The sequence below is a fragment of the Novosphingobium resinovorum genome (assembly GCF_001742225.1).
Lineage (GTDB): Bacteria > Pseudomonadota > Alphaproteobacteria > Sphingomonadales > Sphingomonadaceae > Novosphingobium > Novosphingobium resinovorum_A.
In genome coordinates this window covers 2,614,822-2,631,115 of record NZ_CP017075.1, presented here as the reverse complement: position 1 = coordinate 2,631,115, position 16,294 = coordinate 2,614,822, and the positions used below count along the sequence as shown (strand labels likewise).

Below are 16,294 nucleotides of genomic sequence, written 5' to 3'. Positions count from 1 at the left end.
GCGCCCTTTTCGTATGGTCTGCCAACAAGGATAACCGATGCCCCCCCTGAATGCCGTGATCCGCGCTGTCTCCTCGCTGCTGACGGCGGCGGCGGTCTGTTTCGCCCTGCCTGTGCGGGCCGAGGACAAGCCCGCCCCGCAGAAAGTCATCATCGATGACGAGGGCTTCTCGCTCATGCACATGATGTTGCTCAATTCGCCGCAGATCGACGTGGTGGGCGTGACCAGCGTAACCGGCAACTGGTGGGCACCGCGCGGCGCGGCGCTGCAGCTTCGGGGGCTAGAACTGATGGGGCGCACTGACGTCCCGGTGGCGCAGGGCGCGGTCTATCCCCTCATGAACACCGAAAAGGCGACCGAGCGCTGGGAAGCGCTTTACGGCAAGCTGACATGGAAGGGCGCGTGGATGAAGCAGTGGGTCGAGCCCACGCAGCAGTCGACGCCGCCTTATTACACCCCCTACGACCTTTCGAACCTGCCCTGGGGCGCGCCGACCACCAAGGTCGCCTCGAAGATGGCCGCCGTCTTCATGATCGAGATGGTCCGCAAGTACCCCGGCCAGATCACCATCGTCGAGGGTGGTCCGATGACCAACCTTGCGCTGGCGCAGCGTCTCGATCCAGAATTTGCGAGCCTTGCCAAAGGCTTGATCTACATGGGCGGCAGCTTCAACCCGCACCGCGTGCTCGATGACCGCTCGGCCGTCGAGTTCGCGCGCGAGTTCGCCAATTCGCCGCGCCGCGAATTCAACATCCGCCTCGACCCCGAGGCCGCCAGCATCGTCAGCCGCGCGCCGTGGAAGCAGATCACCGTGATCCCGGTCGATCCCTCGACCGCGACGCAGCTGAGCCGCAAGCTGCTCGACCGCGCCGCGAAGGGCGCGAAGCCGGAACTGGGCAAGGTGATCGCGGGCTTCGAGCCGGGCTTCCCGCTGTGGGACGAGATCGTCGCCGCCGTGCTGCTCGATCCCTCGGTGGTGACCGGGGCGGAGGACCTCTACGTCGATTACGACGCGGCGTTCGGCGCGACTTACGGCGATACGCTCAGCTGGCGCGAGCATTACCAGCCCGGCCTCGGCGAGCAGAAGGCGCGCGTGGTGATGTCGGTCGATCCGCGCAAGCTGGACGAGGTGATCGTGAAGGCGGTGGCGGCGAAGTGATCCTTCGACAGGCTCAGGATGAGTGGGGAGGGAAGGGCGGCAGGCCCACCCCGTCCGGCTGATTCGCTGCGCTCATAAGCCTTCCGGCCCTCCCGCAGGCGGGAGGGCGAGGCGCATGTTTCCCCTCCCGTTCATCCTGAGCTTGTCGAAGGAGGGAGGGGAGCGAGACTTGGACCGCAGGTCCTAGTCGCAGCGGGGTGGGCCTCTCCGCGCCGCCCCGCTCTCGCCACCCCATAAAGAAAGGCCGGGGCGGCGAACCGTCCCGGCCTTTCGAAATGGTCCCCTCCCGCAAGCGGAAGGGGCCTGGCGCCGTCCTTAGCGGAACAGCGACAGGAGCGTCTGCGGCGACTGGTTGGCGATCGACAGGGCCTGCACGCCCAGCTGCTGCTGGACCTGGAGAGCCTGAAGGTTCGCCGACTCCTTGGCGAGGTCCGCATCGACAAGGCTGCCGATGCCGGTCGTGATCACGTCGCTCAGGTTGCTGTTGAAGCTGAGCTGACCTTCGATCTGACGCGAACCGGCGCCGAGGTCGGAGAGGCTGGTCTTGACCGTGTCGAACATGGTGTCGAGCTTGGTCAGGAGCGCATCTGCCGCACCCGAGCCGGTCGTTGCCGTACCGTCATCGACGACGCCGACATTGGTGATGTCGGTGTCGGTCGAGGAATCGCCGAACGCGGTGGTCGCCGCTTCGCTCAGTGCCTGGTTGGCGACCGTCAGCGTATCGCCGTTGATCGACTGCAGTGCACTGACCTTGCCGTCCGTTGCCACGGTGGCCGCAGTGCCCTTGAGCAGGTTCGTGCCGTTGAAGCTCGAACCTTCGATCACCGTGTTGATCTGCTTCTTGAGGGTCAGCAGATCGTTGGAGATCGCCTTGCGGCTTTCGTTGTCGAGACCGGCATCCGATGCTTCGAGAGCCTTCGACTTCATCTGGTTGACGAGGTCGGAGATCTGTTCCGCACCGGCGACGGCGACGTCCGTGACGGACTTGGCGTTGTTGAGCGAGGTGGTGACCGCGCCCAGCTTGCCAAGATCGCCGCGGAGCGTCTGGGCGACCGTGTACTTCGCCGAGTCGTCCTTGGTCGAGGCAACGTTCAGACCCGTGGTGATACGGCTCTGGGTGGTTTCCATCGACTTGTTCGTCGCGTTGAGGCTCTGGAGAGCTGCCATCGCGCCGCTGTTGGTGTTGACCGAAAACGCCATTTCAATTTTCCCTTCTAGGTTACCGGCCGATTCTGCGGCCTCTCGCAATCCCGAAAGATACGGGTGCGACTTTATTCTAGGAGGAGTCGTTAAAGGATGGTTGCGGCCTGTGGAAAAACTATAGGAATGCTTTCCCGGGCTCTCCGACAAAAGCCCGTCATCCCAGCGAAGGCTGGGACCGCTATCGGTCTTTAGACGCGAGCTTGCCGAGGAGCCCTTCAGCGCGAGGGGGCTGTACACGGCCAGCGGTCCCAGCCTTCGCTGGGATGACGGGTGCTGTGCTTCGACGCCGCTCCGGCACCCCTTGTGTACCGGTTAGCCCCTCCTTAAACCCCCGTTGGGTGCCGTTAGGTACCCCTCAGAACGGGAACAGCGCGTCGTAGATCTGCTGGCCCCAGCGGGCCTGCTGCGCGTCGGTCAGCTGGCCGCGGCCGCCGTAGCTGATGCGCGCCTCGGCGATCTGGCTGTGGCGGATCGAGTTGTCGCGGGCGATGTCTTCGGGCCGGATCACGCCGGAAACCACCAGTTCGCGCAGTTCGAAGTTGACGCGCACTTCCTGCTTGCCGCGAATGGCGAGGTTGCCGTTGGGCAGGACGCCGATCACGGTGGCGGCCACGGTCATGTTGATCTGCTCGGACCGGGTGGTGTTGCCGACGCCGACCGCGCTCGACTTCGAATTGGTGCTGACGAGGTTGCCCGGGTCCGGGTTGCCGGGAAGGACTTTGCCGATCTGGCTCTCGAGGCCCAGAAGTGCCGCAATTCCGCCGCCTTCGCTGCCGTTGCGGGTGCGCGTGGTGCTGTTGGCGACCTGGGCGTTGTCGGCGATGTTGATGCGGATCGTGACGATGTCGCCGACGCGCGAGGCGCGCTGGTCGCGGAAGAACGCGCCGCCGCCGGTGCGGAAGAGGGAGGCGCCGCGATCGGCCTCGGCGACCTTGGGATCGCTGCCGTCGGGCGCGCGATCGCCGCTCGCGTGGTTGCCCAGAGAGGGTTCGATGCGCGGGGCCACGGGGGCGCCGGGATCGCTCATTTTCGGCGCTTTTCCGACGTTCTTGAGGCGGCCGACCGAGCCGCAGCCCGCCAGCAGGCTGGCCGAGAGAAGGGCGCAGGTGAGGGCGGCGAGACGCTTGTTCATGAGGGTTCCTACGGAAGCGCGATGCGCACTTCGCCCGTCGCGGCGGCGGTGCCTTCGAGCGTGCGGTTGGTGGCGAGATTGAGGACGCGCACCGGCTCGCCGCGCCCGGCATCGGCAAGCGCGCGGCCGGGCGAGGTGATGCGCAAGGCTCCGGAAACGAGCGCGATCGTCACGTTTTCCCCCCGCCGCACGAGGCGCGGCGCGGCGACGTCGGCAGCGCGGACGGCGGAGCCCGCCATGATGCGGCGGGTCGCTTCCTGCCCGGCGGCGTCGGCCGGGGAGAGGGCGCCGCGCGCGACGGCGGCGGGGACGCGCTGCGTCTCGAAATCGGCGCGCGCCAGCACCTCCCCGCGCTCCACCGTGCGGGCGAGCACCGGCGTGGGTTCCCCCGCGGGCGCGGCGGCGACGGCGAGGACGAGCAACGCCGACAGCATCAGACGGTCTGCGTCGAGGTCTGGAGCATCTCGTCGGCGGTCTTGAGCACGCGGCTGTTCATCTCGTAGGCGCGCTGGGCGGTGATCAGCGCGGTGATTTCCGAGACCGGGTTGACGTTCGAGGCTTCGATGAAGCCCTGGCTCAGCGTGCCGTAGCCGGGCTGGCCGGGGGTCGAGACGATGGGCTGGCCCGATGCGCCGGTTTCCTGGAACAGGCTGTCGCCGATGGCTTCGAGGCCCGCCTGATTGATGAAGGTGGCCAGTTCGAGCTGGCCCACGGTCTGCATCTGCGCCTGCCCGTCGAGCTTCACCTGCACCTCGCCGGTCTTGGAGACCGAGACCGCCACCGCGCCCTGCGGGATGGTGATGTCGGGCTGCACGCGGTAGCCGTCGGTGGTCACCAGCTCGCCCTGATCGGACAGCTGGAACGAGCCCGCGCGGGTATAGGCGAGGTCGCCCGAAGGCAGCATGACCTGGAAATAGCCCTCGCCGTCGATGGCCATGTCGTACTGGTTGCCGGTGCTGGTCAGTGCGCCCTGCTCGGTGATGCGATAGACGCCGCCGGTCTTCACGCCCGCGCCGATCTGGATGCCGGTAGGCACCTTGGTCCCGTCCGAGCTGGTCGAGGCGCCGGGGCGGGTTTCCTGCTGGTAGAGCAGATCCTGGAATTCCGCCCGCTGCCGCTTGAAGCCGGTGGTGTTCATGTTGGCGATGTTGTTCGAGATGACGTCGACGTTGGTTTGCTGGGCCAGCATGCCGGTCGAGGCGATGGAGAGCGAACGCATGGGCGGTTTCCTTCGGACTTAGAGCGGCGCGGTCGGGCTGGAATGACGGACAGGGTTTTGCGCGGGCAGTGGCATCGATCAGCCGATCCTGCTGAGGCGGTCGATGGCCTTGCGGCGCATGTCGGAAAGGTCGGCCGAAAGGCGCTGGCTGACCTGATAGGAGCGCAGCACCTCGACCATGCGGGTGGTCTCGGAAATCGGCTCGACGTTGGAGGCCTCGACGCCGCCGCTGCGCAAGCGGGTCTGGGCGGCGGTCATCACGGTGCCGCCGCTGCCGGTGAGGACGCCGTCGCCGCGCGCCTCGAGCATGTTCTCGTCGGCGAAGCCCGTCACCGCGAGGCGGCCGACCGGGTCCTGGCCCGCCATGACGGTGCCGTCGGCGGTGATTGAGACTTGCGCCAGCTGGTCGGCGGGAATGGCGATCGGGCGGCCGTTCTCGTCGAGCAGGCGCTGGCCGCCGGAGGTCGCCAGCTCGCCGCTTTCCAGCACTTTCACGAAGCCCGCGCGGGTGTAGCCGGTGGAGCCGTCGGGCATCTCGACGTTGAGATAGCCCCGCCCCTCGATCATCACGTCGAGCGGGTTGCCGGTGGACTGGAACGCGCCCTGGGCGATGTCGTGGACCTGCCCGTAATCGAGCACGTAGGAGGTTTTCCGCGCGTCCTGCACCGGGGCTTCCTGCGCGTTCTCGACATATTCGTGGAACACCGCCTGCTCGCGCTTGTATCCCGCGGTCGAAACGTTCGCCATGTTGTTCGCGGCCACGTCCAGCTGGCGGCGCAGGGCCTGCTCGTGGCTGAGGAGGACGAAGGAAGAAACGTCCATCGGCGGACCTTTTCGCAAAAATCTTGGGCGAACCCGGAAAGGGCTCTTAATCCCCTATATAGGATTGAAACCGCGCGCGCGGACGCACATGGACAAGCAAGCGGGAATTTTCGAACGGGGTACGCGGAACGTGAGCGACGAAAAGACCGACGATACGTCGGTCGAAAAGGCGGGGGTCGATGAGGCCGGAGCGAAGAAGGGCGGCAAGGTCCGCCTGATCGCGATCGCCGTCGTCGCGGTCGGCATGCTGGCGGGCGCGGGCGGCGTCTACTGGTACATGCAGAAGGGCAGCCCCGATCACGCCGAGGAGAAGCAGGCCGAGGCGGCGCCGGAAGAAGGCGGGGAGGGCGGTCACTCGGCCGACGCCGATCCGTCCGCCTCGTACATCGAAGTCGCGCCGATGATGGTGAACCTGCGTGGCGGCGGGGCTCAGGCCAAGTTCGTCAAGCTGCGCTTCGTCGTCGTCGCCGCAGACGGCAAGACCGACGCGGTCAAGGCGCGCCTGCCGGTGATCCTCGATGCGCTGCAGCCTTTCCTGCGCGAACTGCGGCCCGAGGACCTCAACGGTTCGGCCGCCGTGTTCCGCATAAAGGAGGAGATGATCCGCCGCTCCACCGAGGCGCTCGGCAAGGGCATGGTGCGCGACATCCTCATTCAGGACCTGATCCAGCAGTGAGCGACGACCCCATCAGGCTCGCCGCCGTCGATGGCGAGGCGGTTCCGCGCAAGGGCCTGAAGGCAGTCCTTGAATCCAACGTCATCAACCACGAGCGACTGCCGATGCTCGAGGTGGTGTGCGAGCGCATGGTGCGGATCTTCGCAACCTCGATGCGCAACCTCACCTCCGACGCGATCGAAGTGAACCTGGAGCGGATCACCTCGGTCCGCTTCGGCGATTTCATGGACAACATCGCGCTGCCCGCGATGTTCGGCGTGTTCCAGGTCAAGCCCTGGGAAAGCTACGGCGTCGTCACGGTGGACGCTGGGTTGATCTACGGCATCGTCGATGCGCTGCTCGGCGGGCGGGGCGGCACGCGCTCGCTGCCGCCGGAGGGGCGGACCTTTACGACCATCGAATCCAGCCTCGTCTCGCGCGTGGTGCAGATGGCGCTGGACGACTTCGCCAGCGCCTTCGAGGAGATCGCACCGGTCGCCATGGGGCTGGAGCGCATGGAACTGAGCCCGCGCTTCGCCGCCATCGCCGAGCCGAGCAACGTCGCCGCCGTCGCGACTTATTCGGTCAACATGGAAGGGCGCGGCGGGGTGTTCTCGGTGCTGCTGCCCTATGCCACGCTGGAGCCGGTGCGCGAGAAGCTGCTGCAGCGCTTCATGGGCGAGAAGGCGGGCCGCGACCGCATCTGGGCCGACCACATGGCGAGCGAACTCTACAACACGCAAGTCGTCGTCGACGTGGTGCTGGGCGAGAAGATGATGCCCCTGCGCGACGTGCGGGGGCTGAAGGTGGGCGATACCATCTCGCTCAGCAACAGCCCGGACGACGCGCTGCAGGTCCATTGCGGCGGGGTGCCGCTGGGCCGCGCGCACATCGGCCAGCGTTCCAGCAACATCGCCATCCGCATGGCCACCGACATCGCCAAGGGGTATCCGAAATGACGCTTGCTACCGGGATCAACCTCGCTCTCGTGCTGATGTGCCTTGTGGTCATGGTGCAGGCGATCCGCATGGACCGCCGCATCCGGGCGCTGCGCGACGGCCACCTCGATCAGGCGGTGGAGAAGCTGGACAACGCCACGCATCAGGCGCGTCTGGTGCTGGCGGAGCTGAAGCGCGTGCTCTCCACCGACGCGGCGGCGCAGGGCGAGATTCTGCAAGCCTCGCGCGAGTTGCGTGACGAGCTTTCGGTAATGGTCGGCGTGGGCAACTCGGTGGCGGAGCGCATCGTCGATGCCGCTGACAAGGCGCGCGCGGCCGAGGCGGGCGTGCGTCGTCGTACCGCGCGCTGGCGCGACGAGGCCGACGCGGTGCTGCGTGCCGAGGCGGAGACGCGGCCCGCAGCGCCTGCGCCCGCGCCGGTGGCGGACGAGGCGCGCGAACTCAGCCGCATCGTGTTCGACCTGACCTCGAAGCGCGGCAATCGGGTAGCATGACTGGGCGCGTGGCATGATCAGGGCTTTGACCAAGCCAACCCGGTTGATGCTGGGCGTCGCGGCGGCGGCGGCGGTGGCGAATGCCATCGCCTTTGCCGCTTCGGCGGACATTGCCGGCGGCGCGCCGACGAGCCGCCTCGGGGCCTCGCTGCAGGATTCGGCAGCGCGGCGGGACAGCACTTCGGCCGCCGAGAAGCGCAGGCTGGAAATGCGCGAGCAGGCGGTGAAGGCCAGCGAGGCGCGGCTTGCGGGACAGGTGCGCCAGCAGCAGGAACAACAGGCCGCCGCCGCGAAGGCTGGGGCCCAAGGCGGTGCAGGGGGCGGAGCAGGGGCGCCCTCGGTGCCTTACGACAACCTCGCGCGGATCTACCAGACGATGAAGCCGAACCGGGCCGGGCCGATCTTCGAGAAGCTCGATATCGAGGTCCAGCGCGAAGTTGCCACCCGCATGCGCGAACGCGCGACGGCGCAGATCATGGCGAACATGTCGCCGCAGGGCGCCGTGGCGCTGTCGATGGCGCTGGCCGGGCGCAAGGTGGTGCCTGCGGTGGCGAAGGCGGGGAAGTAACCCCACCCCTCGTCATTGCGAGCGCAGCGAAGCAATCCAGGGCGATTTGCGCGGCCCTGAATTGCTTCGCTGCGCTCGCAATGACGAATGGGGCAGTAGCGGTTCCCGACCTCACCGCTCCGTCGCGGAAACCTTCACGATCAGGACCTTGTCGATGGCCGGGTCCACCTGCTTCACTGACGGCGCGATCATCCCCGCCAGACGTTCCACATCCACCGGCGCGAAGCGCGAGGCGCGCAGGCGGGCGAACTCGATCGCGGCGGGGAGCGCTGCGGCACGCAGTTCCGGCATCCGCTTGCCGAGCGCGGCGGCATCGTCGGCGGTCTTCGCCTGCAGCGTGATCGAGACGTGGAGCACCCCGTCCACCCGGCCGCCATCGACGATCGGCGCGTCGATCTGCTCCATCGCCAGGAACGTGGGATCGGGCGGCGGCAGTTCCACCGCCTTGCGCGGATCGGTGTTCGCGGCGAACGCCGGTGCCGCGCAGAGCAGCAGGGCCGGAACAAAGAAACGGAAGCGGGGCATGCGAACTCCGGTGGGCGGGCGACGCCTCTATAATAGGATGAAATTCGAGGAGTCCCGTTGAGATGAGCAGCGATCGGCGTCCAGCCAAGGTCCGCGTGGTATCCGCGAACCAGGGCGAGGGTGCGTCCGCACAGGAAAATCCCGGCGTTAATCCGGGGCGCCGTCGCGGCGATCGGCCGGATGAGGACGCCGAGGCGGTGGCTGCCGCTGTGCTCGCGGCTCCGACCCGGCAGGGCGGGAGCCTCTTGTGGGTGTTCGGCGCGCTGGTGCTGTTCCTCGTCGGCTGTGCGATCGGCGGGGCCTTGCTGGTGATCTCGGGCATTGCATCGGCGGAATCGCTGTGAGGCGCATGCGGCTGCTGCCGGGCGCGGCGCTGGTGCTGGGCGCCTCGCTGTTGTGCGGTACGACCGGCGCGCCGCCGCTGCCCTACGGTACGCTCGACCCCGGCGTGGGTGCGCGGCTGCCGGGCTTCGCGGCCGAACTGGCGCAGCGCCCGCCGCTTACCGGTGTCGGTGCCTGGACCCCGCTGGCCGAGGCCGAGGCATGGCGCCGCCTCTCCACCGCGCCGAACCCGCAGCGGCAGGCGGTGCGCTGGGACTATGCTCGAAGCCTGATCGCCGCCGAGCGCGGGCCGGAAGCGCTGGGCGTACTGGAAGTCATGCGGCAGGACGACCCCGACCTCGGCATGGTCGATGCGTGGAGGCTGGCCCACGGCGCGGCGTTGACGCAGCTCGGCCGCTCCGAGGATGCGATGGCCGAACTCGACATGCCGGGCCTTCGCGCCAATCCCGAGGCATGCCTGTGGCGCCTGCGCGCGCTGGCGCAGGAGGGCCTTGCCGAGCAGGCGCTGGCGCAGCTGGACTGCGCCGGACCCGCACTCGCCAGCCCACGCGGCGCGCCGTTCGTCCTCGCCGCCGCGCGCGCGGGTGTGGAGGGCGGTGCGCCGGACAAGGCGCTGCACTGGCTTTCCTGGCTCCCCGACCGCGAACCCGCCGCCAACCTGCTGCGCGCCCGTGCGCAGCAGGCGCTGGGCCACGCCGACGAAGCCCGCCTGCGCTTCGCCCGCGTCGTGCAGTCCGGCGACCCGGTCGAGCGCATGGACGCCCGCCTCAGCAAGCTGGAGGGCGACGTTGCCCGGGGCGCGATCCGCCCCGGGGCGGCGCTGAAGGAAGTCGACGCCATCCGTTATTCCTGGCGCGGCGACGGTATCGAGGAACGCGCGCTGCGCCTGTCCTACCGCCTTGCCGACGCGCGCGGCGACTTGTCCGGGACGCTGTCCGCCGGAGCGGCGCTGGTGCGCTTCCACGATGTCGCCGACCTCGGGCCGGAGTTCCTGCCCGGCCTGCGCGCGAAGCTGACGGCCGCGCTTGACCCCGCCCGCAAGCTGCCGCTGGATAAGGCGGCCGGGCTCTACTGGGATTATCGCGACCTCGCCCCGAACGGCGCCGAGGGCGACCTCATGGCGAGCCAGCTTGCCGCGCGGCTGCAGCAGGCGGGCCTCTACGAGCGTGCGGCGGACCTCCTTTCCTACCAGCTGACGCAGCGTGCCGGAGACCTTGCCCGCGGGCCGCTTTCGGCGCGGGTGGCGGGGCTCTACATCCTTGCCGGCAGGCCCGGGCGGGCTTTGCGCACCTTGCGCGAAACCGACGATCCCGGCCTGCCCGACGCGATGATCGCCGAACGCAAGCGCGTCGAGGCGGCTGCCCTCACGCAAGTCGGCCGTGCCGACGAGGCTCTGGCAGTGCTGCAGGACTTGCCCGGAACCTCGGCGCTGCAGGCGGAAATCCTTTGGCAGCGGCGCGACTGGGCACGCTATGCGGCGTTCTCGGCGGGCGCTCTACCGAAGGGGCGTGTTCTCGATCCGGTGGCGCAGGCGCAAGTGCTGCGCCATGCGATCTCGCAGGCGATGCTGGGGCGGGAGGACGCGCTTTCCGGACTCCACGCGCGCTATGCGGGGGCGTTCAAGGGGCTGTCGTCGGCGCCGGTGTTCGAGATGCTGACCGGGACTGCCGGGGCGGTCGATCCGGGGAAGCTGGCGCAGGCCATGGCGGCTATTCCCTCGGCCAGTCCGGCAGGGGATTTTGCGGATTTGCTGGAAGCGGGGAAGAAGTGAGTCCTAGGGACCCAGAGAGCTTTGGCGCCCCAGACCCCCGTACTGCCGTCGTTGCGCGTGCAGCAGGTTCAATCCTACATTGCGCCGCAGGCCTCCATCGTCATCCCCGCCTTCGCGGGGATGACGAAAAGTAATATATATTAAGCAGCTACCTCGCCAAGTGCGCCTGACGAAGCTGCGCGCGTGATCTCGACGGTATACCGGGTGCAGGGGTGGTAAACCCCTGCGAAAATCAACCGAGGAAGTTCACCAACGACATCGAGTTCAATTGCGAGAACACCGAATAACTCGCCTGCAGGATCGTCTGCCGCTGCGAGATGTCGATCGCCACCTGCCCGAGGTCTGCGTCCTCCACCGAACCGATCACGTTCGTCAGCAGCGTCACGCGGTCGTCGGCGCGGGTGCTCAGGGTCTCGACCTTGGCCTGCATCCGGCCGTTGCGCGCGTTGGCCGACTGGACTTGCGTGATCCCCTTGTCGAGCAGGCCGAGCGCGTCGTTGATCGCCTGTGTCTGTTCCCCGGTCAGCGTGTCGCCGAAGGGACCGGCGGCTGCGAGGGCCTGGAAGGCGGGGATCAGCGAGCTGCCGATGTCGCTGGCGCCGATGCCGTAGTCCACGTCGAGCCCGTCGCCCGCGCGGGTGGAGAGGCGCACGGAATCGTTGGTGAAGGCTGTGGTGGGATCGTAGTTCGCCAGATCGTCGAGCGAAGTCGGTGCGAACGGCGTGCTCGCGGTCTGCGATCCGGCGAACAGCGGCACGCCCGCCTCCTTGGCGTTGAGCGCGTTGCGCAAGTCGCCGAAGGCGTCCTTGATGATGTCCTGCAGGCCCGGCGAATTGCCGGTGCCGACGGCGCTGAACAGTTCGTCGCGCAGGCTGCTCATGGAGCTGTCCACTGCCTCGATGTTCGCCTGATAGAGCGAGAGCGTGGTGGAGACGCGGCTGATGTTGGTCTTGTAGGTCTCCTGCGTCGCCAGCATCGACTTGGCCGACAGCGTGCGAACCGCATCGAGGCCGAGCCCGGCGTAGTCGTTGACCTTCTTCTCGGTGGCCAGTTGCAGCTGGCTGGTGGCGAGGCTCTGCTGGGAGCGCTGGATGGCGCTGGAGAGGGTCTGCTGGAGGGGAATGGTGGCTACGCGGGTCATCGGATCACACCATGTTGAGCAGGGCGTCGTACATCTGCGAGGCGGTGCTAATCACCCGCGCGGCGGCGGAATAGCTGTTCTGCAGCACGACCATTTGCGCCAGTTCCTCGTCGATATTGACGCCGGAGTAGGAATCGCGCCGCGTCGCAGCATCGGTCAGGCGGGCGGAGGCGTCGTCGTAAGTGGTCTTCGCCAGAGCGGCCTGCGCGCCGACGTTGCCCAGCAGGCGGTTGGCGAAGGCGGTGACGGTGGCCTTGCCGTCCTTGCCGAAATTCGCCGACCCCGCGAGGGCATCGACGAAGGCGGTGGCATTGCGGATGTCGCCCGCGCCGATTGCCTTCTCGCCCACTGCCGCGCCCGTCTGCAGCTGGGCCAGCGGTACGCGCGAGGTGTCGTTCAGCATGTCGGCCGAGACTTGCGCGGTGGACAGCCCGCTCGCTGCGCCGGTCAGGCCCGAAAGTGCCGAGAACGACAAGCCGGTGCCGTAGCGGTCGGTGCTGTCCACCGGCACTTCGATCGTCGCGCCGGAATTGCCGACCTTGGGTGTGAAGGCGACACGGCCGGTGTCGTCGAGCGCGAAGCTGCCGTATTTCGCCAGATCGCCGCCGTTGAGCTGGGAGATGACGTCGCCCCAGGTGTCGCCATCAGCAGCGGTCAGGGTCTGGCTGGTGAGGATCTTGCCCGAGGAATCGCGCAGGACCAGCCTGGTCGTTTCGCCTGCAGTGAAGCCGGTCGGGTCGCTGGCGGTGAAGCCCGAAGGAACGAGCCCGCTGGTGCCCGAGCGAACAAGGTTGTTGAGCCCGAAAAACTGCGAGAACCCGACGCCCGCGCGGTCGCTAGGCGCTTCTGCGTCCTGTGCGATGGCCACGCCGTTGGCGCTGGAAGCGGCGCTGATCGACAGCACGCCGTCCTTGAAGCTGGCGGTGGCGGCAGGCGAGAGCCCGGCGTTGATCGCGGCGACCGCGTCGTCCACCGTAGCGTTTGCGGGAAGCGCGCCGAAGTCCACGGTGGTCTTGGCCACCATCGTCCCGTCGCTCGACACGACCGCGAACGTCGCCTTGCCGGTGAAGCCGAGGCGGTCGGAGCCGACAAGGCCGTTGGCCTGCCCGGTCAGGGTCTGAGGCGCGGGCAGGGTGGTGCCCGCGTTCGACACCGCGTTCAATGTCTGGGCAAGACCGGTGAACAGCTGGCCGAGCTGCTCGGAAAAGCCCGGCAGCACGCGGTCGCGCATGTCGAGCAGGCCGCCGAGCTTGCCGCCGACGGCGGTGGATGCGATCGTCTCGCCGGTGGACGCCTGCATCGTGCCGTTGTCGCTGGCGAAGCGGATATCGATGGCCGAATAGCTGGTCTGCGCCGTGGTGGCGCCCTGGTCCGCATAGCTCAGCTGGCGCAGACGCTTGTCGAGCAGGACCTGCCCCGATGCGGTGTCGATCGTGACACGCCCATCGGGCTGTTCGCGCACGCTCACTTCGACGAGGCCGCTCAGTTCCTGCAGCGCGCTCATCCGCTCGTCTGCCGGGCCGGAAGTGCTGAGGCCGAGGCCCTGCAGGCGCGAGACGTCGGCGTTGAGGCCGTGGATCTTCTGCAGCAGCACGTTCACGCGGTCGACGGTGTCGGAGACCTCGCTTTCCACGTCGGCGCGCAAGTTGGTGACGTCGGACTGGAGGCCCTGCAGGGTGTCGATCGTGTCATCGACGTTGCCGGTGAACAGCGCGACGGACTCCGCCGAGCCCTGCAGACCGGTGACCTGCGAGACCGAGCTGGCGATCGCCGAAAGCCGCGCGGTCAGTCCGCTGGCCGAACTGGGCGAGCCCAGCAGCGATTGCAGCCGGTCGAGGTAATTGGCCGCCGCTTCCGCCCGCCCGGCGGTGCCCGCGCGCTTGTAGACCGCGTTCTCGAGGAACTTGTCGGCCACGCGCGAAGGCTCGCCCACCACCACGCCATTGACCTGGCCCGCCGCCACCGATGCGCTCTGCGACACCGTCTGGCGCGCATAGCCGACGGTGCCGACATTGGCGATGTTGGTCGAGACGACCTGCATCCCCGCCTGCGAGGCGGAGAGCCCCGAGATCGCGGAGCTGAGGATCGAGTTGATGGACACGGGCTAGCCGGACAGCGAGGGCGTCAGCGCTTCAGGTTGCTCACTTCCTGCAGCATGTCGTCGACCGTGGTGATGATCTTGGACGAGGCGCTGTAGGCGCGCTGGAACAGGATCATGTTCGAGAACTCCGCCGCCAGATCGACGTTGGACGCTTCGAGCATGCTGGCCGACAGGGTGCCGCCGCCCACGGTGCCCGGCTCGTTGATCGCCGCGTTGCCCGACTGCTGCGAGACGATGTAGGCATTGCCGCTGATGCGGGTCAGGCCGTCCGGGTTCTGGAAGGTGGCGATCGGCAGCTGGTAGATCGGGCGCGAGGTGCCGTCGTCGAACACTGCGCTGACGACGCCGGTGTCCGAGATGCTCACCGACGACACCGTGCCCAGCATACCGCCGTCGATGGTCGAGGAGAGCAGGGCGGACGTGCTGCCGAACTGGGTCAGGCCGTTGAGCTGCCCGTTCGCGCCGAGGTCGAGCGTGATCGGCTCGGAATCGGCCTGGTTGCGCCACTGGATGTCGAGCGGTTGGAACAGCGGGTCCGGGGTGGTCTGGCCATCGCGCGTCGTCAGCTTGAGGCTGCCGTCGGCGTTGAAGCTGACGGTGGCGCTGGCGAGCAGGACCTGCGATCCTTCGGCGCCGTCGGCCGGGGCGGTGATGTCGGTGCCGTTGAATTTGCCGATGTCGGCGGAATTGCCGGTGATCTCGGCTTGCCAGGTGTTCGCGCCGGTCTTGACGAAGTTCATCGTCAGGGTGTGTGCGGTGCCCTGCGAATCGTAGACCTGGATCGAGCGGGCGAACTGCGGCGTCGTCGTGCCGTTCGCCATGCTGCCCGAGACGTAGCCGGTCACTGCCTCGGCCGTGGAATCGAGGTTCGCGCGCAGCTGGATCGACGTCGTCGGCGCTGCAGCGCCGGTCAGCGCGGTCGGACGGATCGGCTGCAGCGAGTCCATGCTGCCGTTGTTGACGTAGTTGCCCGAGGTATCGAGCGGCCAGCCCATCAGGTAGTAGCCTGCGGTGTTGCGCAGATAGCCCGAGCTGTCGGTGGTGAACGACCCGGCGCGGGTATAGGCGATCGCGCCGTTCGCGTCGGCGCTGGAGCGCACGACGAAGAAGCCCGAGCCGTCGATGCCGATGTCGGTGAGGCTCGACGAGGCCTGCAGCAGGCCCTGCTTGGAGATCAGCGCCTTGGGCGTCGCCGCGACGCCGCCGGCCGAATAGCTGGAGGTCAGGCTGCCGCCGGTGACGAGCGACTGGAATTGCGCCGAAGTGCCCTTGTAACCGATGGTGTTCACGTTGGTGATGTTGTCCGCGACGGTCGCCATCGCGCTCGACTGCGCGCTGAGGCCCGAAACGCCGGCATAGAGAGCGGAATAGAGGCTCATTGCATGTCTCCTGTGCCGTCCATGCGGCAATATTGGCGTCGCGGGGCTGCGCACCCACGCACCGGACACAGGCATTGTAGGATGAATTGGGGAGGAGTGGTTTTGGGCGCGGGAAAAATTCGCGGATGCTCGAAACGGCGCCCACCCCGTCCGGCTAGTTCGCTTCGCTCTCAAGCCTCCCGGCCCTTCCGCAAGCGGGCGGGCTGACATGGTTTGCCCCGCCCGCTTGTGGGAGGGGCAGCGAGACTTGGGCCGCAGGCCCTAGTCGCAGCGCGGTGGGCATGCGCGACCCCGGCAAAAATTGCCTGCCATGACCGGATCACCCCCAAACCATCCTATAATGGCGGTCTAACTGGGACATTCTGGGACATGACGCTTCGTATTTCGCTTCGCAACGGCGAGCCGGTCATCGTGAACGGCGCGGTTCTGCGCGCGGTCGGTCGCACCGATCTCGTGCTGGAAAACGACGCCACGATCCTGCGCGGGCGCGACGTCATGAAGCCGCAGGATGCGACCTCGCCGGCTAAGCAGCTCTATTTCGCGTGCATGATGGCCTATATCGACCCGGCCGATCTCGAACGCCACCAGCAGACCTTGCTGGAGAAGCTCGAAGTCCTGCTCGGCGCGCTGCAGGCGCCGGAGGCGAAGGCGGTCTGTGTCGCCTTCGCCAACAAGGTCTCGGTCGGCCAGTTCTACCAGGCGCTTTCCGACTGCCGCTGGCTGATCGCCTACGAAGCCGAGGCGCTGGCCCGCTTGGCGCCCGCAGCCGACTGAGCGCGCAATGCCACCCCCAACCTCGTCATTGCGAGCGCAGCGAAGCAATC

17 protein-coding genes are annotated in these 16,294 nt (G+C 67.7%); 8 read left to right on the top strand and 9 right to left on the bottom strand.

Annotated features, from left to right (window positions below):
- Positions 1 to 37: 37 nt before the first annotated feature.
- A complete protein-coding gene (locus BES08_RS12345; protein WP_069708465.1) occupies positions 38 to 1,159 on the top strand; it encodes a nucleoside hydrolase in 1,122 nt (373 codons plus the stop codon).
- Between the two features lie 315 nt (positions 1,160 to 1,474).
- On the opposite strand, the gene BES08_RS12340 is transcribed toward BES08_RS12345, so the two are convergent.
- The 5 genes from BES08_RS12340 to BES08_RS12320 all read right to left on the bottom strand — a co-directional run bounded on the left by BES08_RS12340 (position 1,475) and on the right by BES08_RS12320 (position 5,535).
- A complete protein-coding gene (locus BES08_RS12340) occupies positions 1,475 to 2,359 on the bottom strand; it encodes a flagellin (RefSeq protein WP_008830471.1) in 885 nt (294 codons plus the stop codon).
- A 358-nt stretch (positions 2,360 to 2,717) separates the two neighbouring features.
- Positions 2,718 to 3,494 (bottom strand): flagellar basal body L-ring protein FlgH, encoded by a 777-nt coding sequence (gene flgH, locus BES08_RS12335; protein WP_008830470.1) that lies wholly within the window; start codon positions 3,492 to 3,494, stop codon positions 2,718 to 2,720.
- An 8-nt stretch (positions 3,495 to 3,502) separates the two neighbouring features.
- Positions 3,503 to 3,928 (bottom strand): flagellar basal body P-ring formation chaperone FlgA, encoded by a 426-nt coding sequence (gene flgA / locus BES08_RS12330; protein WP_069708464.1) that lies wholly within the window; start codon positions 3,926 to 3,928, stop codon positions 3,503 to 3,505.
- The gene (gene flgG, locus BES08_RS12325; RefSeq protein ID WP_069708463.1) at positions 3,928 to 4,713 is read right to left on the bottom strand and encodes a flagellar basal-body rod protein FlgG; all 786 of its coding nucleotides are present in this window, start codon (positions 4,711 to 4,713) and stop codon (positions 3,928 to 3,930) included. The genes flgA and flgG overlap by 1 nt, the downstream gene beginning before the upstream one ends.
- A 78-nt stretch (positions 4,714 to 4,791) precedes the next feature.
- Positions 4,792 to 5,535, bottom strand: coding sequence for a flagellar hook-basal body protein (locus BES08_RS12320; RefSeq protein WP_008830467.1), 744 nt, complete (start codon positions 5,533 to 5,535; stop codon positions 4,792 to 4,794).
- Between the two features lie 130 nt (positions 5,536 to 5,665).
- Between BES08_RS12320 and BES08_RS12315 the strand changes: the two genes are divergently transcribed.
- The 4 genes from BES08_RS12315 to BES08_RS12300 are packed head-to-tail and all read left to right on the top strand — an operon-like array spanning position 5,666 to position 8,211.
- Positions 5,666 to 6,211 (top strand): flagellar basal body-associated FliL family protein, encoded by a 546-nt coding sequence (locus BES08_RS12315; RefSeq protein WP_037519534.1) that lies wholly within the window; start codon positions 5,666 to 5,668, stop codon positions 6,209 to 6,211.
- The gene (gene fliM / locus BES08_RS12310; RefSeq protein WP_069708462.1) at positions 6,208 to 7,149 is read left to right on the top strand and encodes a flagellar motor switch protein FliM; all 942 of its coding nucleotides are present in this window, start codon (positions 6,208 to 6,210) and stop codon (positions 7,147 to 7,149) included. The genes BES08_RS12315 and fliM overlap by 4 nt, the downstream gene beginning before the upstream one ends.
- Positions 7,146 to 7,643, top strand: a complete 498-nt coding sequence (locus tag BES08_RS12305) for a DUF6468 domain-containing protein (RefSeq protein ID WP_008830464.1) — start codon at positions 7,146 to 7,148, stop codon at positions 7,641 to 7,643. The genes fliM and BES08_RS12305 overlap by 4 nt, the downstream gene beginning before the upstream one ends.
- 25 nt (positions 7,644 to 7,668) lie before the next feature.
- On the top strand, positions 7,669 to 8,211 hold the full coding sequence (locus BES08_RS12300) for a MotE family protein (RefSeq protein ID WP_231957992.1): 543 nt from the start codon (positions 7,669 to 7,671) through the stop codon (positions 8,209 to 8,211).
- 111 nt (positions 8,212 to 8,322) lie between these two features.
- Here BES08_RS12300 and BES08_RS12295 read toward each other — a convergent pair whose 3' ends face one another.
- The gene (locus BES08_RS12295) at positions 8,323 to 8,736 is read right to left on the bottom strand and encodes a flagellar basal body-associated FliL family protein (protein WP_069708461.1); all 414 of its coding nucleotides are present in this window, start codon (positions 8,734 to 8,736) and stop codon (positions 8,323 to 8,325) included.
- Between the two features lie 62 nt (positions 8,737 to 8,798).
- Here BES08_RS12295 and BES08_RS12290 point away from each other — a divergent pair, with 62 nt between their 5' ends.
- Both BES08_RS12290 and BES08_RS12285 read left to right on the top strand, forming a co-directional pair.
- Complete coding sequence (locus BES08_RS12290) at positions 8,799 to 9,080, top strand: hypothetical protein (protein ID WP_008830461.1); 282 nt, start codon at positions 8,799 to 8,801, stop codon at positions 9,078 to 9,080.
- Positions 9,081 to 9,085: 5 nt separating this feature from the next.
- Positions 9,086 to 10,849 (top strand): hypothetical protein, encoded by a 1,764-nt coding sequence (locus BES08_RS12285; protein ID WP_069708460.1) that lies wholly within the window; start codon positions 9,086 to 9,088, stop codon positions 10,847 to 10,849.
- 232 nt (positions 10,850 to 11,081) lie between these two features.
- On the opposite strand, the gene BES08_RS12280 is transcribed toward BES08_RS12285, so the two are convergent.
- Genes BES08_RS12280 through flgE form a run of 3 tightly spaced genes read right to left on the bottom strand, consistent with a single transcriptional unit; the run spans position 11,082 to position 15,470 of the window.
- The gene (locus BES08_RS12280) at positions 11,082 to 11,990 is read right to left on the bottom strand and encodes a flagellin (RefSeq protein WP_008830459.1); all 909 of its coding nucleotides are present in this window, start codon (positions 11,988 to 11,990) and stop codon (positions 11,082 to 11,084) included.
- A gap of 4 nt (positions 11,991 to 11,994) precedes the next feature.
- Positions 11,995 to 14,091 carry a flagellar hook-associated protein FlgK gene (gene flgK / locus BES08_RS12275; protein WP_069708459.1) on the bottom strand — a complete coding sequence of 699 codons (2,097 nt, stop codon included), beginning with the start codon at positions 14,089 to 14,091 and terminating at the stop codon, positions 11,995 to 11,997.
- A 23-nt stretch (positions 14,092 to 14,114) separates the two neighbouring features.
- Positions 14,115 to 15,470: a flagellar hook protein FlgE gene (gene flgE, locus BES08_RS12270; protein ID WP_069708458.1), complete on the bottom strand. Its 1,356-nt coding sequence runs from the start codon at positions 15,468 to 15,470 to the stop codon at positions 14,115 to 14,117.
- Positions 15,471 to 15,839: 369 nt separating this feature from the next.
- On the opposite strand from flgE, the gene BES08_RS12265 reads away from it, so the two are divergent.
- A complete protein-coding gene (locus BES08_RS12265; protein WP_069708457.1) occupies positions 15,840 to 16,244 on the top strand; it encodes a flagellar biosynthesis repressor FlbT in 405 nt (134 codons plus the stop codon).
- Positions 16,245 to 16,294 lie beyond the last annotated feature (50 nt).